21 protein-coding genes are annotated in these 20,887 nt (G+C 45.5%); 10 read left to right on the forward strand and 11 right to left on the reverse strand.

From position 1 onward, the window contains the following. From ACFSRY_RS13295 to ACFSRY_RS13305, 3 genes are all read right to left on the reverse strand, one after another. A partial coding sequence (locus ACFSRY_RS13295; RefSeq protein WP_377508347.1) for a hypothetical protein occupies positions 1-359 on the reverse strand: 359 nt, incomplete at its 3' end. 439 nt (positions 360-798) lie between these two features. Next, entirely contained in the window at positions 799-1,065 is a 267-nt protein-coding gene (locus ACFSRY_RS13300; RefSeq protein ID WP_377508351.1) for a NifU family protein, read from the reverse strand. Between the two features lie 6 nt (positions 1,066-1,071). Beyond that, entirely contained in the window at positions 1,072-2,175 is a 1,104-nt protein-coding gene (locus tag ACFSRY_RS13305) for an Mrp/NBP35 family ATP-binding protein (protein ID WP_377508354.1), read from the reverse strand. 162 nt (positions 2,176-2,337) lie between these two features. Between ACFSRY_RS13305 and ACFSRY_RS13310 the strand changes: the two genes are divergently transcribed. From ACFSRY_RS13310 to ACFSRY_RS13325, 4 genes are all read left to right on the forward strand, one after another. Next, entirely contained in the window at positions 2,338-2,868 is a 531-nt protein-coding gene (locus tag ACFSRY_RS13310; RefSeq protein ID WP_377508358.1) for an O-acetyl-ADP-ribose deacetylase, read from the forward strand. A 77-nt stretch (positions 2,869-2,945) separates the two neighbouring features. Further along, entirely contained in the window at positions 2,946-4,862 is a 1,917-nt protein-coding gene (dnaG, locus tag ACFSRY_RS13315) for a DNA primase (RefSeq protein ID WP_377508362.1), read from the forward strand. A gap of 819 nt (positions 4,863-5,681) precedes the next feature. Beyond that, a complete protein-coding gene (locus ACFSRY_RS13320) occupies positions 5,682-6,920 on the forward strand; it encodes a bifunctional 3,4-dihydroxy-2-butanone-4-phosphate synthase/GTP cyclohydrolase II (RefSeq protein ID WP_377508365.1) in 1,239 nt (412 codons plus the stop codon). A 222-nt stretch (positions 6,921-7,142) separates the two neighbouring features. Then, complete coding sequence (locus ACFSRY_RS13325; protein WP_377508369.1) at positions 7,143-7,850, forward strand: hypothetical protein; 708 nt, start codon at positions 7,143-7,145, stop codon at positions 7,848-7,850. Here the strand turns inward: ACFSRY_RS13325 and ACFSRY_RS13330 are convergent. The 3 genes from ACFSRY_RS13330 to ACFSRY_RS13340 form a co-directional block, all read right to left on the reverse strand. Then, positions 7,831-8,601, reverse strand: a complete 771-nt coding sequence (locus ACFSRY_RS13330) for an ABC transporter permease (RefSeq protein ID WP_377508372.1) — start codon at positions 8,599-8,601, stop codon at positions 7,831-7,833. The two genes, ACFSRY_RS13325 and ACFSRY_RS13330, sit on opposite strands and share 20 nt — an antisense overlap. Then, positions 8,598-9,497 (reverse strand): ABC transporter ATP-binding protein, encoded by a 900-nt coding sequence (locus tag ACFSRY_RS13335; RefSeq protein WP_377508376.1) that lies wholly within the window; start codon positions 9,495-9,497, stop codon positions 8,598-8,600. Before ACFSRY_RS13335 ends, ACFSRY_RS13330 begins: the two co-directional genes overlap by 4 nt. Before the next feature lie 199 nt (positions 9,498-9,696). After that, positions 9,697-10,446: a DUF2490 domain-containing protein gene (locus ACFSRY_RS13340; protein ID WP_377508379.1), complete on the reverse strand. Its 750-nt coding sequence runs from the start codon at positions 10,444-10,446 to the stop codon at positions 9,697-9,699. A gap of 158 nt (positions 10,447-10,604) precedes the next feature. On the opposite strand from ACFSRY_RS13340, the gene ACFSRY_RS13345 reads away from it, so the two are divergent. Genes ACFSRY_RS13345 through ACFSRY_RS13355 form a run of 3 tightly spaced genes read left to right on the forward strand, consistent with a single transcriptional unit; the run spans position 10,605 to position 12,510 of the window. Next, on the forward strand, positions 10,605-11,216 hold the full coding sequence (locus tag ACFSRY_RS13345; protein WP_377508382.1) for a DUF3267 domain-containing protein: 612 nt from the start codon (positions 10,605-10,607) through the stop codon (positions 11,214-11,216). 1 nt (position 11,217) lies between these two features. Then, on the forward strand, positions 11,218-11,847 hold the full coding sequence (locus tag ACFSRY_RS13350; protein ID WP_377508385.1) for an HAD family hydrolase: 630 nt from the start codon (positions 11,218-11,220) through the stop codon (positions 11,845-11,847). Positions 11,848-11,850: 3 nt separating this feature from the next. Beyond that, complete coding sequence (locus ACFSRY_RS13355) at positions 11,851-12,510, forward strand: CPBP family intramembrane glutamic endopeptidase (RefSeq protein ID WP_377508388.1); 660 nt, start codon at positions 11,851-11,853, stop codon at positions 12,508-12,510. A 67-nt stretch (positions 12,511-12,577) separates the two neighbouring features. On the opposite strand, the gene ACFSRY_RS13360 is transcribed toward ACFSRY_RS13355, so the two are convergent. Further along, positions 12,578-14,062: a PQQ-dependent sugar dehydrogenase gene (locus ACFSRY_RS13360; protein WP_377508391.1), complete on the reverse strand. Its 1,485-nt coding sequence runs from the start codon at positions 14,060-14,062 to the stop codon at positions 12,578-12,580. A 140-nt stretch (positions 14,063-14,202) separates the two neighbouring features. Beyond that, positions 14,203-14,721: a cupin domain-containing protein gene (locus ACFSRY_RS13365; RefSeq protein WP_377508394.1), complete on the reverse strand. Its 519-nt coding sequence runs from the start codon at positions 14,719-14,721 to the stop codon at positions 14,203-14,205. 160 nt (positions 14,722-14,881) lie between these two features. On the opposite strand from ACFSRY_RS13365, the gene ACFSRY_RS13370 reads away from it, so the two are divergent. Both ACFSRY_RS13370 and ACFSRY_RS13375 read left to right on the forward strand, forming a co-directional pair. Next, positions 14,882-16,186, forward strand: coding sequence for a hypothetical protein (locus ACFSRY_RS13370; protein WP_377508397.1), 1,305 nt, complete (start codon positions 14,882-14,884; stop codon positions 16,184-16,186). Positions 16,187-16,207: 21 nt separating this feature from the next. Next, positions 16,208-16,996, forward strand: a complete 789-nt coding sequence (locus tag ACFSRY_RS13375) for a PhzF family phenazine biosynthesis protein (protein WP_377508399.1) — start codon at positions 16,208-16,210, stop codon at positions 16,994-16,996. An 89-nt stretch (positions 16,997-17,085) separates the two neighbouring features. On the opposite strand, the gene ACFSRY_RS13380 is transcribed toward ACFSRY_RS13375, so the two are convergent. Genes ACFSRY_RS13380 through ACFSRY_RS13390 form a run of 3 tightly spaced genes read right to left on the reverse strand, consistent with a single transcriptional unit; the run spans position 17,086 to position 20,003 of the window. Continuing rightward, on the reverse strand, positions 17,086-17,766 hold the full coding sequence (locus tag ACFSRY_RS13380; protein WP_377508402.1) for a TetR/AcrR family transcriptional regulator: 681 nt from the start codon (positions 17,764-17,766) through the stop codon (positions 17,086-17,088). Further along, a complete protein-coding gene (locus ACFSRY_RS13385) occupies positions 17,741-18,412 on the reverse strand; it encodes a carbonic anhydrase family protein (RefSeq protein ID WP_377508405.1) in 672 nt (223 codons plus the stop codon). Before ACFSRY_RS13385 ends, ACFSRY_RS13380 begins: the two co-directional genes overlap by 26 nt. Positions 18,413-18,443: 31 nt before the next feature. Further along, a complete protein-coding gene (locus tag ACFSRY_RS13390) occupies positions 18,444-20,003 on the reverse strand; it encodes a SulP family inorganic anion transporter (protein ID WP_377508408.1) in 1,560 nt (519 codons plus the stop codon). Between the two features lie 344 nt (positions 20,004-20,347). Here ACFSRY_RS13390 and ACFSRY_RS13395 point away from each other — a divergent pair, with 344 nt between their 5' ends. Continuing rightward, positions 20,348-20,821 carry a Dps family protein gene (locus tag ACFSRY_RS13395; protein ID WP_377508411.1) on the forward strand — a complete coding sequence of 158 codons (474 nt, stop codon included), beginning with the start codon at positions 20,348-20,350 and terminating at the stop codon, positions 20,819-20,821. Positions 20,822-20,887: the final 66 nt, after the last annotated feature.

Consider the following 20,887-nt stretch of genomic DNA (forward strand, 5'->3'; position numbering starts at 1 on the left):
AGCTGAATCATCAGCTCGTAGCCCTCGGCCTGAAGCCGGGCCGCCTCCAGCTGCTTTTCCAGCTCCTGGATGCGCTTTTGAAGTACTTGCGGATCTAACGGTTGCTCTGTGTCCAAGACGAACTGGGCTTGTTGGCGTAAAGTAACAGAGTTTTCCGCTCTCCTCAATACAGCGGGGGTGGAAATGTAGCCTAGCTTGCGCATCCAGTTGAGCAGCTGCCCGTGCTCGTTTGATTGGCCGGTGTACTTGTGCCACAGCTCGGCTTTGGTATAGCGGCCCGTCAGGTACTCGGCGATCATCGCCTCACGCTCCTGCCAACTCAAAGAGCCGCCTGTTCTTGTGTTCTTCTTTTTGTCCATATCTGGCTTACTTGGTTGTGTAAACCTATTTCAGGACAAGACACCTTGTAGCTGTTGCGGTGCCCGCAAGGGCAGCCTGCAGGCGCAGCCGATGGCAGCTTCAGATACACCGCGCGATGCCAAAGGACGAGGCCTCCCGGCCTAGAGGGAGCCAAAGCCAAAAATGAAACAGAAAGGCAAATAAGACTGAGGATTACATGGAGCTAATAAGATCATCGAGATTATAGATTGGAGACAGAAGAGGATTCACATCAACTAGAAAGAACAGCAAACCTACGTATTGCAAATAATTGCTAAAAGGGTCAGAGGCCCCAGCTATAGTTAGTCACGAGGGAAGACCCTCGCGCCATACAAAGCTTTGAGACTTGCCCCTTGAATAAAACAAAAGCGGGTGCAGCTAACCAAATAGCTGCACCCGCTCTCTACAGGATGTTTATTTCTACCCTAAAGGAGTAGCATTTACCGCTTCTACAGCTTTAATCTCTGGAACTGCCTTTAGTACTGATTGTTCAACACCAGCTTTAAGCGTCATGGCAGACATTGGGCAGGTGCCACATGCTCCAAGAAGTTCGAGCTTCAGCACCATCTCATCTGTCACCTCCAACACCTTCACGTTTCCCCCGTCAGCTTCCAGGTAAGGCCTGATCTGGTCCAGGGCGTTCTCGATGCGGTGCATGAAATCTTGATCAACGTTTACGACTGCCATTTATACTTAGCTTTTAATTTCTACAGGTTTCGTTTTGGCGATCGTGGCATTGCGAACAGATACTTGCTGTGCCACGGACTGAGCCAACTCTTTGAAAACACCGGAAGCCGGAGAATCGTTCTGCATGATCACAGGAGTTCCGGCATCACCGCTCTCCCGGATGCTCTGCACGATAGGTACCTGACCTAAAAGAGGTACATCATACTTTGCTGCCAGTTCTTTACCTCCGCCTTCGCCAAAGATATAGTATTTGTTCTCCGGAAGCTCGGCAGGTGTAAAGTAAGCCATATTTTCAACCACTCCCAAAACAGGAACGTTGATCTGTGGCTGGCGGAACATTTGTAAGCCTCTCACAGCATCGGCCATCGCTACTTTCTGCGGTGTTGTCACGATCACGGCGCCCGTTACTGGTAGTGCCTGCACCATGGTCAGGTGAATGTCAGATGTTCCCGGAGGCAGGTCGATCAGGAGGTAATCCAGTTCGCCCCATTCTACATCAGAAATAAACTGACGCAAAGCTGAGCTAGCCATAGGTCCTCTCCACACAACAGCGCCATCAGCTGGCGTAAGGAAGCCAATGGACATCATTTTGATGCCATACTTCTCTACCGGCACAATATGGTTCTTGCCATGGTCGCCCTGGATCATGCGCGGGCGTTCTCCCTCCACTCCAAACATGGTTGGAATAGAAGGGCCTGAAATATCAGCATCGATCAAGCCAACCTTGGCGCCAGACTGAGCCAGGCCAATTGCCAGGTTAGTAGTAACCGTAGACTTGCCTACGCCACCTTTACCGGATGCCACTGCAATGATGTTTTTAACGCCTCTCAATATTTCAGAGGTATCGCCACGACCAGAGGTTACCCGTGAAGTCATGTTTACTGTTACCTCCGCCTCTTTATCTACCATCACATGAATGGCATTAACACAGGCATTTCGGATAAGGTCTTTTAGTGGACAAGCAGGAGTGGTCAGGATAACTGTAAAACTTACGTTCTTTCCATCTACCTGTACATCCTCGATCATGTTCAGAGTAACCAGGTCCTTTCCAAGATCAGGTTCCTCTACATAACTGAGGGCTTTTAATATATCTTCTTTTGTAATAGCCATAGGAGTAGCTGCTTTTTTCAATCGCAATGCAAAGATACAAACAAATTTTGCCAATCGCATGCAATGGTTTTAGTCTTGAACAGGTAAGGGATTGATTAGTTCAGGTATCATTTTATATGGCACAAAGTTTCTGGTATGCGTAGGTTTGAAAAAAGAGAAAGTATGGAAAATACGAAACTACAGGTAATTAAAGGAGACATCACAAAACAAGAGGTGGATGCAATTGTGAATGCGGCAAACAGCAGCTTGCTGGGCGGAGGCGGCGTTGACGGAGCTATTCACAGAGCGGGCGGTCCGGCAATACTAGAAGAGTGTAAGCAGATCAGGGCCAGGCAGGGCGAATGTCCTACAGGGGAGGCTGTGATAACAACGGGAGGTAAGCTGCCGGCAAAGTATGTGATTCACACGGTAGGGCCTGTGTGGCATGGGGGCAACCAAAATGAGCCCGAGCTGCTTGCAAGCTGCTACAGGAACAGCCTGGCTCTGGCAGAGGAGAATGGTGTGCAAAGTATAGCCTTTCCAAACATCAGCACTGGCGTGTATGGCTACCCAAAGGAAAAAGCCGCAAAAGTAGCAGTAAAAGCTGTTCGGGAGTACCTGCAGCAGAATAACACGAGCCTGCAAAGTATAACTTTCGTTTGTTTTGATGAGGAGAATTATGCGCTGTATGAGGAGTTGCTAAGGGATCATTAAATTTTGCTCATTCGCGTAATCTCTCCTTCTAAATTTCCCAGAACTCTTATCTTTGCTATCCGCTTAGATTTTTACCCATGTCCCTGATCCCAAAAGAAACCGTTGACCAGATTATAGCCCAGGCCGATATTACAGAGGTAGTGGGGGATTTCGTGTCGCTGAAGAAAAAGGGGCAGAACATGTGGGCCTGCTGCCCGTTCCACCACGAGAAGTCCCCTTCTTTCTCGGTTTCGCCGGCAAAAGGGATTTATAAGTGCTTTGGCTGCGGGAAAGCAGGTAACTCAGTGCAGTTCATCATGGACATTGAAGGCACTTCTTTCCCGGAAGCGCTGAAGTACCTGGCCAAAAAGTATGGCATTGAGGTGCCGGAGGATAATCCTACACCGGAGTATGCCAAGGAGCAAAGCGAGCGCGACAGCCTTTTTATTGTTTCTGACTTCGCTAACAAGCACTACCAGCAGAACCTGCATCAGCATGAGCAGGGGAGCATCGGGCAATCTTACCTGAAACAGCGTGGCCTTTCCGGGAACACCATACGTAAGTTTGAGCTTGGGTATAGCCTGGATGAGTGGACAGATTTGACGGATACGGCTCTGAAAGCTGGTTACCAGCAGAAATACCTGGAGGCAACCGGCTTAACCATTGTAAAGGAAGAGGGGAAGAAGTATGACCGGTTTCGCGGACGCGTTATGTTTCCGATCCATAACATCTCGGGAAGGGTTGTAGGTTTTGGTGCACGCACACTTAAATCTAACGATAAGAAAAGTCCGAAGTACCTGAACTCGCCGGAGTCAGAAATCTACCATAAGAGTAATGTGCTTTATGGTTTGTTTCAGGCGAAGCAGGCATTGCGCATGCAGGACATGTGCTATATGGTGGAAGGATACCTGGACGTGCTTTCCCTGCACCAGGGTGGTATTGAGAACGTAGTAGCATCGTCTGGTACTTCGCTCACAGAAGGGCAGATAAAGCTGATCGCGCGCTATACCCAGAATATCACGGTGCTATATGATGGTGATGCGGCGGGTATCAAAGCCTCTCTGCGCGGTATAGACCTGATTCTGGAGAATGGATTGAATGTGGATGTGGTTACTTTCCCGGAAGGGGAGGACCCGGACTCCTACATTCAGAAAGTAGGAGACACGGCCTTTAAAGCTTATCTTAAGGAGCACTCACAGGATTTTATATCCTTCAAAACCAGCTTATATGCTGCCGAGGCAAAAGGTAACCCGGTTAAAAAAGCCGAGGCTATCCGAGAGATTGTAACATCCATTGCTAAGATTCCGGACACTATTAAGCGGACGGTTTTCTTCAGGAGTTGCAGCTTAATTTTTGATATTGATGAGCAGGTACTCATTTCGGAGTACAATAAGATACATCTCCAGGATCGCCAGCAACAGCATAAGACTGGTAGCCCTGCTGATGATTTTGCACCTGCGCCCGTACCGGAAGAGCCGGAAAAGCAGGTATCTGACGGTGATCTGCTTAAGCGCTATGAGCGGGAGATCGTACGTATGCTGCTCAACTACCCTGATAAGTTGCTGGACGACGGCCTTACTACCTGCCAGTATATGTTGGAGCAGTTGGAGGATGTGGAGTTCAGAACCCCTCTTTATGCCCGCCTGATGGAGCTGATTAAGGAGAGGCTGTGTGACGGAACTGTCCCATCTGCTGAGGATTTTATCAACTACCCTGATCAGGAAATTCGCACCGAGGCAACAAACCTGCTGTCGGACCCACACGAGCTTAGCCATAACTGGGAAACGCACAGCATCTTTGTGCCAACTGAGCTGGATCTGCTGCCTTATGGTGCAGAGCGTGCCGTACTGCGCCTGAAATGGCGCAATGTGGAGCTCCTGTTAAAGACCGAAATGGAAAAGCTCCGCCTCGTAACAGACCCCCAGGAGCAGGACAGGCAGCTAAACAACATCCTTATGCTAAAGTCCCTGCACAGCCAGCTTGGAGATATGCTGGGTATTGTGGTGAACAGGTAAAGTCGCTTTTCTTTTCATCATGCAAGTATTGCAAAGTCTGAATCAGGGTTTGCAGGATAAGAAAATGGTTACAGTTTCTGTTCCTCCGAGTCACCTTCTAAATAAAATGTTCTTCCTCTGCTTATAAACTCTCTTAGAATCAGCTTCTTTGCTTCTAGCTAGCTTTTCGCCTGGCCGGCTGGGCCTTACTTTTCTCCTTGATGAGAAAAGTAAGCAAAAGAATCAAGACGATTTTGAACTCGCTGAACGCTCAAACAAAAAATCGTCGGTGGGGCACTACGCCAAAGTCTTTGCTATGAAAGAAGGTGTTCTTACTCCCTTCCATAGCAAAGGCTTAGGCTATCGAGTTGATCCCAGTCCTTGGGTTGAGCGCCTTGTAGCTGTTGCGGTGCCCGTAAGGGCAGCCTGCAGGCGCAGCCGATGGCAGCTTCAGATACACCGCGCGATGCCCAAGGACGAGGCCTCCCGGCCTAGAGGGAGCCAAAGCAAGAAATTAAACAGTAGGCAAGTAAGACTGAGGATTAACAGTTGCTAGAAAAGATCAGCAGAAGTTGATAGTGGAGAACAGCGATAGTTAGAAAGGATCAACAGAAATAAAAACCCCTCACTGAAGCTCCCCGCAATATGAAATCAAAGGAGTTTCCGGTACATCAAAACCCCGCACCAGACAAAAGATCAAACCAATCAACTAAATCCACACCAAAAGTGTTATCCAAATAAAAACGGGATTGCGGGATAAACTTTTTACTTTTGTACCGCTTTACTTAAAGATAAACAGCCTGGGCAGCATTTTTGCATGGCAGGCACAAACCAAATAGTATGGAAATCAATAATAGTGGTGATATCAGGCCATTAGACACAATAGAGTCTGCTATAGAGGATATACGTCAGGGGAAAGTTGTGATTGTAGTGGATGACGATGATCGTGAGAACGAAGGCGACTTTGTATGTGCTGCAGAAATGATCACACCTGAAATTGTGAACTTCATGGCAACGCACGGTCGCGGATTGATCTGTGCGCCACTTACGGAAGAACGTTGTGATGAGCTGGGGCTTGAGTTAATGGTAGGCCGTAACACCGCTTTACACGCGACTCCTTTTACCGTTTCTGTAGATTTGATTGGCCACGGGTGTACGACAGGTATTTCAGCTTCTGACCGTGCCAAGACGATCAAAGCATTGGTAGACCCTGAAACAGATCCACATTCTTTGGGTAAGCCAGGACACATTTTCCCGCTGAAAGCAAAGAAAGAAGGTGTTCTGCGTCGTGCCGGTCATACAGAGGCTGTTGTAGACTTAGCGCGCCTGGCGGGTCTGGCACCTGCTGGTGTACTGGTAGAAATTATGAATGAAGATGGCACCATGGCTCGTCTCCCTGACCTGGTAAAGGTGGCGGAGCGTTTCGATCTGAAGCTTGTCTCTATCAAAGACCTGATCGCTTACCGCCTGAAAAAGGAGAGCCTTATTGAGCGGGAAATAGCTGTGCAGTTACCAACAGACTTCGGTACGTTTGATTTATATGCCTTTACACAGCGAAGCAGTGGCGCAAAGCACCTGGCGCTTGTAAAAGGTACCTGGGAGGAAAACGAGCCGGTAATGGTGCGGGTACACTCTTCTTGCGTGACAGGGGATATCTTTGGGTCTTGCCGCTGTGATTGTGGTCCTCAGTTACACGAAGCGATGCGCATGATCGAGAAAGAAGGTAAAGGCGTAATTGTTTATATGAACCAGGAGGGGCGCGGTATCGGCTTGATTAACAAGTTAAAAGCATACAAGCTGCAGGAGCAGGGGCTAGATACAGTGGAGGCTAACCTGGAGCTTGGTTTCGGTATGGATGAGCGTGATTATGGCGTTGGTGCGCAGATTCTTCGTGACCTTGGAGTTACAAAAATGAGGTTAGTTTCTAATAACCCTAAAAAGCGTACCGGCCTGATCGGTTACGGTCTGGAAGTGGTGGAGCAACTGCCTATTGAAATAAAACCAAACGAGCATAATCAAAAGTACCTGGCTACGAAGCGTGATAAATTAGGGCATGAAATTCTAAAAGTGCAGCAATAGATAAGTAGTAAATATTATATAATTAGTACAATTTTTCAACCCGTTTGTAGTAGCCGTTAAGGTACTGCAAACGGGTTTTTTAGTATTCATTCATTCTATGTGAGGCAAACGCAAAACCTTTTGCAGAAAAAAACAATACAAAATATATAACCAGCTGTTATTTAATAATATCAGTGAGATGGAAGGTGGGTAGTAATTAAAACATTTAACATTAAAACAACTATGAAAAAGAAGCTTACGAACCTGATGATGGGATTACTTGTAATGGTTTGTGCAGGGTTCTGGCCAAATGAAACATTAGCCCAATTTAGACCTGCAGTTGACGTACAGGAATGGCCAAAGGGGAAAGTAGTATTGGTAACCGGTGATACTCTGTATGGGGCCATTACCTACCATAGAACTCAGGATATTGTGAATGTACAGCACAGTGATGGCTCTGTCAGTTCTCTTTCCCCAGTAAACGTTGATTACTTTGTAGCCCAGGAGATGCCTAGCGGGCGTTCCCATATGTTCCGGACACTGCAGTGGGACATGGGGAAGGAGTACACGGATTTTAAAAAACCAACGTTTTTTGAAGAACTAAACAGAGGAACCCTTACCCTTGTGATGCGTGAAACCTATGTGAGGAGAGACGCTAATAACAGCCGCGGACTAGCCAGTAATTACCTGCACGATGCTGCTTACTACAGTGCTAACAACCAATGGATGGATCAGGTGAAAGAACTGTATTATATACTGTTACCTGATGGGAATATTATTTCGCTACGAAATGTAAGAAAGGACCTGCACACTCTTTTTGGTGACAGGTCAAAGGAAGTGAAAAAATATGTGAGAAAATATAATCTGGATTACAGCAAACCACATGAGCTGGTAGCCATAGTCAACTACTTTAACACGTTGTCTCTTGCTTCTATAAGTCACGCATTTTAAGTGTTAGGTATGAAAGAAGCCAGAATATGCCAATATAAACTAATGTCAGCAAAGTGGCCCACTGCGGTGACAGAACTCCTGTTGGAGTAGTAAGTTGGTCCAGCACCTCCTGGCCGGGCATGGGTGTAAGGCTTTTAAATACCTTTACAGGCATGTACTTATCGAAATCATCCGGGATACGGAAATGTATCAACGGTTCAATGATTTGGGCATAAGCAATAAAGGCAATGATAGCCAAGCCACTTTTCCGGATTAAAAATCCAAAAAAAATGGCCAGCATCATATAACCTACTGCCTGTACAAAGTAGTAAGACAGGAAGTCTATTTTACCCATAAACGCGCTGATCGATTTGTCTGCACTGTACAACAGGCCAAAGTAGAGGCCCAGAGCAAGCAAGAAAACAGTACCTAAGGTAGCAAGGCCCAATGCAACATAAAATTTAGCCAGCACCAGTTCCGCCCTCGAAAGACCATCTATAACCTGTTGCCGGAATGTTCGGAAGGAAAACTCGTCTGTAACCAACACGATAATAAGTATGCCGAAGAGGAGGTTAAAAAAGCTGGCAGTATAGGTAAGGGTTTGCCAGAAGCCGGGCATCCGGTACATATCATCGCCCATGGCGCGACCATTAATCGTGACGCTGCTGCTGGCATAAAGTATAAGCAGCATGAGTCCGGCAAATATGGCAAGTATGATCCAGACAGTTCTGTAAGGCAAAATCTTGTGAAGTTCTATACGGAGTAGGTTCATTTAGCTTCGCTTTTGATAATTTCCAGAAACTGGGCTTCCAGGGTTTTGCGACGCACCACTAACTGCGACAGCACAATACCAGCTTCGAACATGGCCTTATTCACATCAGCGCTCTCATACCCTTCCTGCAAAGTAAGATGTATGGAGCCGCGTTCCGGCTGAAAAGATTCTACAAAAGGCAGTGTCTGAAGTATGTTTATTGCCTCAAGCGTGTCTTTTGTACTGATGACAAGCTGATCCTTGGCAGAAAGTATTGTGTCTACACGTCCTTCGGCGCGAAGCTGCCCGCGCTGCAGAACTGCTACATGGGTACATACTTTTTCCACCTCATCCAGCAAGTGACTGGCAAGTATGATCGTTTTACCTTCTGCAGCAATCCTTAATATCAACTCCCTCACTTCGGCAATTCCTTCAGGGTCCAGGCCATTGGTAGGCTCATCCAATACCAGCACCTCAGGGTTATGCAGCATGGCAGCCGCTATGGCCAGCCTTTGTTTCATGCCCAGCGAAAAGCCTTTAAAGGTGGTATACTTTCTTTGATCCAACCCCACCAGGTGCAGCACATGCCCAATACTTTTCTGATCTGCTCCTTTGATGTCGGCTGCTATTTGTAAGTTTTTGCGGGCAGTAAGGTAAGGGTAGAAGTTAGGTGTCTCTAATAAAGCACCAATGCGGCGCTTCGATTCATGGCTTATTTTTTGTCCAAACCAGGTAAAACTGCCGGAGGTTGGCTTTATAACATCCAGGATCATGCCTAGCGTAGTGGTTTTGCCACTCCCATTCGGACCAAGTATCCCGTAGATGCTCCCTTGCTCTACTTTTATTGACAGGCGGTCAACAGCTTGAATAGAGCCAAATCGCTTTGATAGATTATTTATGTCCAGGATTTCTGTCACAGCCTTTAATCTAGGTGGTATAAACAAATGTAGCATTATTCAGCTGCTTTGCAAGAACGATGTAAGCTAAACCTACTGCACTGCATTCTAAGCCTGACCTGTAACGGTTTGTGCTTAAGTTCATTGTTCCTTTCAAAAGAAGAAAGCCTCTTTTCAGGAGGCCTTCTTCTTTTGAAGTTTTATAGGTGAGTAGATGGATTTACCTGAAATCGAGGTTATAGGTAAGACCAAGCTGCAGCGTATGATTATGCTCAAAAACAACACCGTTTGCTTTTTGAACGATCTGGTTCAGGTAACCCACCTCAGCAGAGGCCGCATCACTAAATTTAAATCCTAAGGCAAAATACAGGCGATTCTGGTCAAATACATTCTGTTTTACATTTTCCCCGAAGCCAACAAATACTTCGTCGTAAGCAGCTAAGTATGGTTCCTTTGCCTCCAGCGAAGAACCAGCCAGCGGTAAAGTAGCCTTCAGGAAATAGCGGGCACGGTTGAGGTAGGTATAGTCATCTGCTCCTGCAGGCTTTACCCAGCGCTGCTCCAGGCGGTAGCGGTGTGTAAGCCCGATGCGGCCCAGGCTTCCCTTTAGTTGTAGTTGCTGATAAATGCGCTGTTCCGGGAAAGTACTTGCAGCGGGATAATCACCATACGGATGTGTTTCGATAAAGCCGTAGCCAAGCGTAAACATAGCGTCTGGTGTCATGTTATAGTTGATGCCAGTCCGGATAAGCAGTTGCTGCGGGTCTTTCAGAACGTTAAATCTGCGTACCTGTAGTTCCGTGTGAACTCCCCATTTATCGCTGAGCTTATGGTCTCCGAAATACATGTACCAGCCATTGTTGTTATAATCTTTAATGCGCAGGTTCTGCGCAGCGGCTGTGTTAACTAAAAGTGAAGGTCCTGTGAAAAGGAAGAGAATAAATAAGAATGTAGTAAAGCGTAATTTCATAGTTCAAAAAAACGGCCTATAGGGCACAATTGCAATCATATTTTCAATTATTATGGTGTAGCTGAAGGACGCTTCCTTGTTAACAGGTGCTAATAAGAAGTAAAGGCAGCGGACTTAACTTTTAATACTTTAGGTTATTGGGTAATTTGCCGGAATTGATGGAGCATACAGGAACAGATATAGACTTACTTACTGGGAATTACCACCGTAAAGAGCTTACCATGACTGCCGGACAGGCAAACATGTATGCCTTGTCTTTTATTGTGCCCATACTGCTGCTGTACATTCCTGCTTATATTCTTGTGTGGCCAGAGCAATTTACTTTGTTTCAACTGAAAAGCTTATTCGCAAACTATAAAGCATGGATATTGTTTTCGCCTGCCATACTTTTAGTTGTATTTGTGTTTGGAGCCATAGTGCATGAAATGCTGCACGGGTTCACCTGGGCCATCTTTTGCAAAAACGGAACAAAGTCTATTCGCTATGGGGTGTACTGGCATTTGTTAACACCCTATTGCCATTGCAAGGAGGTATTGCCAATACGTGCTTATATGCTGGGTGGGATAATGCCAGGGTTTGTGATGGGGTTTTTACCGGCGCTGGCAGGCTTGCTTGCAGGTAATTTGTTACTGTTCCTGTTTGGGCTGTTCTTTTCAATGGCAGCCAGCGGAGATTTGCTGGTGCTCTGGATGCTACGCCATCAGAAAAAAGAGGACCTGGTACAAGACCACCCGGAAAAGATTGGTTGTTATGTGTATGTAAAGAATTAGAATGAAAGACAGTATAGAAAGTATCATATTTGACCTGGATGGCACCCTATGGGATTCTACGGCTACCATAGCCGCTGCCTGGCAGGAAGCAGTCGATCAGCTGGATTACGTAGACCGTGATATCACAGCTGAAGATGTTCGCGGCATTGCAGGTATGCAATATGATGCCATTTACGATAAGCTGTTTCCGAGCCTGAAAGGAAAGGAGCGGGAGCAGTTGCAGAAACTATGCGCTAAGCTTGAACTGGAGCTTTTGCATGAACGAGGAGGTAAGCTTTATCCTGAACTGGAGCCTACCTTAAAGTATCTGAAGGAGAAGTACAAACTGGCAATTGTGAGCAACTGCCAGAGCGGCTATATAGAAGCTTTCCTGAAACGGCATGATTTACAGCCATACTTTACTGACCATGAATGCTACGGTTCCAGGAATTTGCCTAAAGCGGACAACATTTGTGAAGTCATAAAGCGGAACAATGTGCAGCAGGCCGTGTACATTGGCGATACCTCCGGAGACTTTGAAGCAAGCCAGAAAGCACAGGTGCCATTTATACTTGCAGCCTATGGCTTTGGAGAGGTAGATGCAGAAGTAGAGAGAATTGAAAAATTCAGTGACCTTAAAAGGCTTTTTTAACGCATGACCAGTACAGCTACCTCCATTGATCAAGCCGCTAGGAAACATTTGTTTCCTAGCCTGCTAATCTTACCAGTCACGTTTGCAGCTTTCTATTTCCTGCCACAACTTCTGGATAAAACGGCTGGCTATTTAACAGCTTTTGCCATTTACTGGGTTTTCTGCCTGCTGCATGGGCTACGTTTGAAAAGTGGGGCTATGGCAAAACTGTATACCTGGCCAGAGATGGGGAAACAAAATCTGCTGCTTGTGTTGCTGTGCTTTATGCCGGTTATGGGCGCTTTTTCTGCAGCCTTTCTTGTGGCTTACCCGTACCTCGATCTCTCCATCTACTTTATTCTTGCTGCTGCGGCGCTTGTAAATGGTTTTATTGAAGAGTTTTATTGGCGAGGGGCCTTTATCAGCCGGTATAAACAAAATTTCTTTTTTGCTTTCCTGGTTCCCACTGCTCTCTTTGGGTTTTGGCATATTTCAGTTTATGCCGCCTATGGTATAGCATATCAGGGTGGATTCTGGCCTTTGGTTGGAGGAGCTTTTTTTATGGGGATTATCTGGGGCTACACAGCCTTTAAGCAACAGCGGGTGTTAGTGCCGACAATAGCTCACATACTTGCAAACTTCTTTGCCTTTTCGAATCTGATTGCAGAAAACTGGCTGAGGTAAGAACAAAAAGAGCAGGTTACCTGATAATGGTACCTGCTCTCTTTGTTTTAGAATCTGGCTGTAGCTACTATGATTCCATTGGTATAAGCTTGTAAATAGCTCCCGGCTTTTCTACTGCTACATACAAGTATCCGTCAGGGCTCATTTTTACATCCCGCACCCGTCCGATATTCTTCAGAAGCTTTTCTTCTTTTACTATTTTGTTTCCATCCATTTCCAGCCGGCTTAAAAACTTGAAGCGCAGTGATCCTACCATCAGGTCATTTTCCCAGCCCTTGTAGCGGTTACCGGTTACGAAAGCCATTCCGGAAGGGGCAATAGAAGGTACCCAATACCAAAGCGGCTGCTCCATTCCTTCTTTCTTTGTGAGTTCAGTTAATACCGTTCCATTGTAGTTGATGCCATAGGAGATAACAGGCCAGCCGTAGTTCTTTGCTTTTTCGGATACGTTCACTTCGTCGCCTCCTTTAGGGCCATGTTCATGTGTCCAGATAGCGCCTGTTTCAGGATGTATGGCCATGCCCTGAATATTGCGATGCCCATAGGAATAAGTGCTTGCCACTGCCCCCGGCTTGTCTGTAAAAGGGTTGTCAGCGGGTATGCTGCCGTCGTCTTTGATGCGGTGTACCTTTCCCGGGTGGCGCTCCAGGCTCTGCGGATTTTCATCGTGATTCCCTCTGTCACCTACCGATAGGTACAGGTAGCCATCGCGGCCAAACTCCAGACGCGACCCGTAATGGTGGCGGGTTTTGGAATAAGGCAGGGCCTCAAAAATTACCTTTGGGTTTGTAAGCTTGTTCCCATCCAACTGTGCACGCATTACAGCAGTGGTAGACAATGTGTTGCCTCCTTCTTGTTTCAGGGCAGAGTAGGAGAGGTAGATGGTATTGTTCTTTGCAAAGTCAGGGTGCAGTTCTACGTCCAGTAAACCTCCTTGCCCCTGCGCTAGTACTTCGGGGGCTCCGGTAATCTTCTGTAGCTGCTTGTTGCCTGTAAGGCGGTAAAGGACTCCTGACCGCTCCGTTATAAGCATGTCGCCGTTTGGCAGAAAAGCCATGCCCCAGGGTACATCCAAACCGCTTACTACAGTATCGATCCTGAAGTTAAGCTCTTCTGACTTCTGAACATGAGCCAGGGCTTTCTCTTCGCTGAAGTCATACTGCTTAACCTGCTTTATTCCTTCCTGTATGTATGCCACTAATCCATTGATCTGCTTATCTGTAAAAGTTTCGTCAAAAGCCTGCATACCCTCATCTGGATAACCGTGTTTGATGGCCTTGAACAGATCTTCACTGGAGTTGCCGTGTTTCCACTTTCTGTCTGTAAAGGCCTCCATTTCCTCGCCGTGGCAACCGGAGCAGTAGCTGATGTAAGCCGCCTTGGCACTTTGCAACTGGGCAACGGATGAGGCTACAGCGCCTTCTGTAGATATGCCAGAGGATGCGGTGCTATTCGTTGTTGCCGTAGGTGCCGTTGGGGTTGAGTTCGTGCAGCTTTCCAAGCCTGCCAGAGCAAGAGCTATAAAGGAAAGCAAATGCTTCTTTTTGATCATAAGTAAAGTATAGGGTGAATTCAAAAGCTTCCAAACAGAAGTTTTATAGCAAATATAAGTATCTACACTGACTCTCTTATACGGTAGTAAGAACGAAAAAATCGCTACTACTTAAAAGCGGATGCTTCAGCTAACAGATTTTATCTCTTCTTCCAATGCTGTAGCAGCGGACCATCTGCACCCAGCGCCGGATCAGAGACTGGTAAAGGAACCTGTTGTATGTTCTTTTGTTTTTCTTCCATATTGTCTTCTTCTGTGCAGATATCATAGTTTTCCTGACCCTTTGGATAGGCACCCACCACACTGAAATCTGGGGAGGCTTCCTTTCGGCAATGCCCTGTTCCGGCAGGTAACACCACCATATCTCCTGCACTTAAGTGTATCTCCTCACCTCCGGGTCCTCCAATAATTAGTGTAGCCGAGCCAGCTGCCACACCTAATACTTCATGGGATTTACTGTGGTAATGGTGATAGTCAAACACTCCATTTACCCAGCTTCCACTCCAGCTATTTCGTTTGAAAGCTTCTTTAAACTGGGCTTCAAGGTTGTTTTTAGCGGAGAATAGCTGCCGGTATAGGAGCACGGGGAGTGTTAAATTGTTTGGAATCTGCCCCTGAGGCTGAAGCAGGAGAGGGGTTACAACTGTACGTTTTTCCATGTCAATTCTTTTTAAAGGGTTTACTTAAGCAGCTGTGTTAGGTTAACAGTTTCACCTTTTGTTGCTATTTTTATCCCTCAACTTAGACCAAGCTTATTTTCATCCTCAGAATTAAGCTTAACTTGTGCGGCTAAACTTTTTGATGTCACTTCTTAAAACTATGAAAAAGTACCTGTTCCTGTTTTTGCTGATTTCCTTCTGGTCCTGCACCACCACCAAAGAAGCAGAGCAAGCTCCCATGGCAATGGATGAACTGGCAGAACGCTACGTAAAAACCCTCCTGAAACTTGGCCAGTATGATGGCGATATTGTAGATGCCTATTATGGTCCTGAAGGATGGAAACCAACAGCACCTGCTGCCGATACGTTACCCGCAGAGGAGTTTCTAAAAGAGTTCAGGTTTATTCAGCAACAGCTGATGGCGCAGAAGCCAGAAAGTCTGTCAGAAGATGAGAAGCGCAGGCTTGCTATGTTTCAGAAACAGGTGCTGGCAGCAATTACGAAAGTGGAAATGATGCAGGGGAAGAAGTACAGTTTCGATGAAGAAGCAAAACTACTTTATGATGCGGAGCCACCGCACTATGAGTTAGCTTACTTTGATTCCATCCTGAATGCCATAGATCAGCAGTTGCCAGGCAAAGGAAGCATAGCTGAACGATGGGATGCCTACCGTGCCAGGTTCGAGATCCCAAAGGAGAAGCTGGAGCCTGTATTTAATGCTGCTATTTCAGAGGCAAGAAAAAGAACTAAGGCTCATTATAACCTTCCTGACCAGGAAAACTTTAAGATGGAGTTTGTGACCGATAAAGCATGGTCTGGCTACAACTACTATAAAGGCAACGGCTATAGTCTTATCCAGATTAATACGGATTTCCCTATTTATATTGAAAGAGCCATAGACCTTGCTTCCCATGAAGGTTATCCGGGACATCATGTGTTTAACGCACTGCTGGAGAAGAACCTGGTAAACGACAAGGGGTGGAAAGAATACTCTGTTTATCCGCTTTTCAGTCCTCAGTCGCTGATCGCAGAAGGAAGCGCCAATTATGGCATTGATGTAGCCTTCCCGGCAGATGACCGCATCAGGTTCGAGAGAGAAGTGCTTTTTCCACTGGCAGGTTTAGATCCTGCGGAAGCCGATCGTTACTATGCTATACTTGAAAAGATCGGGCAACTTGATTTTGCAGGCAATGAAGCCGCGCGGTTATACCTGAATGGAGAGATCAGTCGTGAAGAGGCAGCAGACATGCTGGTGAAATATAACCTGTACAAAAAAGACAAAGCCCTACAGCGTACCCGCTTCATGGATAAGTATCGCAGCTATGTAATAAACTATAACCTGGGGCAGCAGCTGGTCAGGGAGTATATAGAAGCAAGAGGTGGCACGGATGAGAATCCTGAAAAGCGTTGGGAGCTATTTGAAGAAATACTGTCAAATCCTTACACGGCCTCTATGCTGAAGTAGAAAATGGACCTAACTAATTTTATGAATAAGATAAAAATATACCAGATAGACGCCTTTACTGAAAAAGTATTTGGAGGAAATCCAGCGGCTGTATGCGTGCTCAACGCGTGGCTGGAGGATGAGGTGATGCAGAAGATCGCTGCTGAAAATAACCTGGCAGAAACAGCCTTTGTTGTACCTAAGGAGAATGACTACGAGCTCCGATGGTTTACGCCTACCGTGGAGGTTGATTTATGTGGCCACGCCACGCTTGCCTCTGCTTATGTGCTGTTCCGGTACTACAATCATTCAACTGATAAAATCATATTTCACTCCCGCAGGAGCGGCTTACTAGCAGTAGAAAAGAACAACGAGGAACTGACACTTGATTTTCCGGCCGATGTTGTGGAGGTAACGGAAGTGCCGCAAGCTCTTATTGCGGCTTTTGGCAAAGCGCCTGTCGAAGCGTATAGAGGCAAATCTGATTACCTGCTGATATATGCTTCACAAAAAGAGGTTGAAGATTTCAACCCAGACATTAACCTGATAAACTCGGTGGGTGCCAGGGGCGTGATTGTTTCAGCTGTAGGGTATGAAGTAGATTTCGTGTCACGGTTCTTTGCGCCGCAGGTTGGGGTAAATGAGGATCCTGTTACTGGTTCAGCCCATACTACGCTTACACCATTTTGGTCTAACAAATTAGGTAAAAGCAGACTTTCGGCCAGGCAGTTGTCCCAGCGTAAGGGCGACCTTAAGTGCGAATTAATTTATGACAGGGTAAGAATAACGGGTAAAGCTGTTGCTTACCTAATCGGTGAGATAGAGTTCTAAAGCAGAGAGAGCCGCTAAACCAGCGGCTCTCTCTTACTTACTAAAACAGCGACTCTAAATTTTATAGGCAGCTAATGATGCAGTAGCTTTTACCTCTCAATAGCTTTAAAAACCAGGTCAGTCAGAAACTCTTCCAACTGGCTCTCTTTGCCATTGTTAATATTGGTTAGCGACGGCAGGTGCTGTGAAAAGAACATCTGGTAATGGGCACTTTCAGCTACAGTTGATACAAGTGAATCCGGAAATTTGTACTCTGGGTTGATCTCCTGAACAATTGCCGAAATTCGCTTGCAGAAACGTTTATAGCTAAAGAAGAAACCTTCTTTGTTGTCAGCATCAACTTCTTTCGTCAGGTAAGCTTTTGCAGACTCTGCAATCACTATCCTTTGCAGAACCACTTCATTGATATGAGCATAGTCCATATCATTTTCAATCTTACCAGACAGAATCTTGATGGCAATCTTTAACCTTGTCTCTGCAGAAGGTATGTTGCTGGTGGAGAACACCAGCCGGTACTCCAACCAGTTCCAATACCATGAAATCAGGTACACAAGCAGCGTGTGTTTACTCTCAAAATACCTGTATATAGTAGCTTCGGTGGTACCGATCTTTTCCGCAAGCTTTTTAAAAGTAAAAGTTTCCAGACCCAGCTCATCAATAAGAATTATGCTGTTTTCAATGATCTGTTGCCCTTTTACAGAGCTCTCAGGATCTTTCAGGTATACCTTCTCTTCAACTGTAATCTTAATGTTTGCCAGCAAATTCTTCATTTAGTGCTCCATTTTTATTGAAAGTATGATCGTAAAAGTCAACGGCACCAGTTTCAACATCATACATACCTCCAACTATACCAATCTCACCATTCTTGATCATTTCCCGAAGTATTTCGCTTTTGCTTTCAACCTCGTCAAGCATTCTGTGCACATTGGCCTCAGCTACTTTCTCAACAAATTCAGCATTTGCCGAAGTTCTGTCTCCTTTAGTCTCAACAGTGTTTACAGAAGGCTCAATCTTTTTCACCAGACCAGTCAGGTTCCCCATTTCTACATGGTCGCAGGCACCTTTTATTGCACCGCATTTGGTATGGCCAAGTACCACAATAAGCTTGGAGCCTGCTACTTTACAAGCAAATTCCATGCTACCCAGTATGTCTTCGTTTACAATGTTACCTGCAATTCTGGCACTGAAGATATCTCCTAAGCCCTGGTCGAAGATAAGTTCGGCAGATGTTCTGGAGTCGATGCAGCTCAGGATGATGGCAAACGGGTGCTGACCAGTAGAAGTCTCGTTTACCTGCTGTAAAAGGTTGCGGTTTGCCTTCAGGTTGTTAACAAATCTCTTGTTCCCTTCTGTAAGTATTTCTATAGCCTTTTGAGGCGTTAGCTGTGACTGTGTTTCTTTGGTTTGAGTTCTCATGTTTATTTCTGATTTATGTATTATAGTTAGATTATAAAGAAGACTGTAACTTCAGCTCGTCCTCATTTATCTCATGTACAGTAAGTTTAATGTTTTTAGACCGGGCAGTCTCCTTAAAATCTTCTATCACTTCCACCACATCATGATCCACGATAGCTGATTTTGTGTAGTCAATTTCAAGTTCTGCTCCATCAGGTACCTTCCTTAGCGTTCTCAGTATATTTCCCTTGTTCAGGAAAGTCACTTCTTCAGCCAGTACCATATGATACTTATCCCGTCCTTCTGCAGTCTTTTCAGTGCGCATGAAGTGAGAAACTTTATAGCTGTTTTTAAGGATAAATAAAATTGCTACCGCCATTCCTATACCAATACCTGTAAGGAGGTCAGTGAACACAATGGCAATGATGGTGATGATAAAAGGCAGGAACTGCATCATGCCATTCCGATACATACTCTTAAACAAGGCTGGCTTGGCAAGCTTATAGCCAACCATTAGCAGAATAGCTGCAAGACTCGCCAGGGGAATCATATTTAGTATGTTCGGTATGGCTATTACGAAGGCAAGTATAAGAACCCCATGAATAAAGGCCGAAAGCTTTGTTTTACCGCCGGACTGTATATTTGCCGAGCTTCTCACAATTACCTGTGTTAAAGGCAAACCGCCAATAAGTCCGGAAACAATGTTACCTACACCCTGAGCCTTCAACTCACGGCTGGCCGGGCTTATACGCTTGTATGGGTCCAGTTTATCTGTGGCCTCTAAACATAGCAGCGTTTCCAAACTGGCAACTACTGCTAGTGTACCCGCCAGAAAGAGTACCTCATATGAGAAAATGCGGCTAAAGTCAGGTGTTGTGAACAGATTGATAAATCCACCTAAACTATCTGCTACTGGAAGTACTACCAGGTGATTGTCACGTAAAGTAAACTGTGGGAAAAAATTATCAAACACCAAATTCAGCGTAATTCCTAGCAGCACCACTACAAGAGGACCCTGAATTAATTGGAATATCTTGCTTTTTTTAGAAAGTACCTGCTCCCAGAAAATCAGTATGAACAAAGACAGCACACTGATAATAACTGCAGATGGTGTAATATAATTGATGGCTTTGAAGATCTCAGAGAAGGTAGTACCGCCTTGGGGCTCCAGGTAATGCATATTTCCCTGGAAATTCTCGTCATACCCGAAAGCGTGCGGTATTTGTTTGAGGATAATAATAACACCAATACCTGCAAGCATTCCCTTGATAACGGAGGTAGGGAAGTAGTAGCCGATGGTTCCGGCCTTCAGAAAGCCTAGGATAAGCTGAATAACACCAGCCAGAACTACTGCAGAAAGGAACACCTCAAAATTTCCCAGATCCTGGATAGCATGCAGTACGATAACAGCCAAGCCGGCTGCCGGACCACTAACTCCCAATTGCGAGCCACTGATCAGGGTAACGACAATACCACCGACAATGCCTGCAATAATACCGGAAAATAGCGGAGCACCTGACGCCATGGCAATACCAAGGCAGAGAGGTACAGCCACAAGGAATACTACTATTCCTGCTGGCAAATCACTCTTGATTTCTTTAAAGCTGATCATAACTTGTTGTATAATAGTAACAATGATATAAACGATAGTAATACTACTCAGTTCCAAAGTAGTATATAAATTTCATGTTTGCAACTGCTTATTGTATAAAAGAAAAACAGCTGCAAAATGTTATGAAGAAAACAATACGCTAAGATTGATAGATGGCTCTGCTGAGAAGGGTGAAACAGGAGAGGTAGTGCAATCAGTTTTTTAGAACAAAATAACCTACAGGCTGTACTATTGGTAAGAGTAATTAATTGCGCTATCAGGTGTTGAAAGTCATTTTAGCTTTCTCCTGAACTAGTTAGCTTTATACATTAAAATAATTTTTAAACCTGGAACAAAGATAAATAATGGCAAAAAATATTATAGGTATCGAAACTGAAAAAGCAGCTCAATTAGCTGAAAAGCTAAACCTGCTACTATCAAACTATCAGCTGTTTTACATTAACGCACGTGGTTTTCACTGGAACATTGCCGGCGAAAAGTTCTTTGAATTGCATGCTAAATTCGAAGAGCTGTACAATGATGCCTTCCTGAAGATCGATGAAATTGCGGAACGTATCTTAACCCTGGGGTATACTCCTTTTCATACCTATACTACTTACCTGAAACACGCAACGATAAAGGAATTATCTGATGTGTCGGATGGCAGAAAAGCTATTGAAGAGGTACTGAATGGCTTTAGTGTGCTGATCAATGCTGAACGGGAATTGCTTGAGCTCTCTGATGATGCTAACGACGAAGGTACCACCGCTCTAATGAGTGATTACATAAGAGAACAGGAGAAGCTTGTATGGATGTATTCTGCTTATCTTAACCGCTAAGTTTAATCGTATGCTTAAACAAAGCGGCCATCCCATTTGGGATGGCCGCTTTGTTTTCTAAAGAGG

Source organism: Pontibacter locisalis (genome assembly GCF_042684605.1).
Taxonomy (GTDB): Bacteria; Bacteroidota; Bacteroidia; order Cytophagales; family Hymenobacteraceae; genus Pontibacter; species Pontibacter locisalis.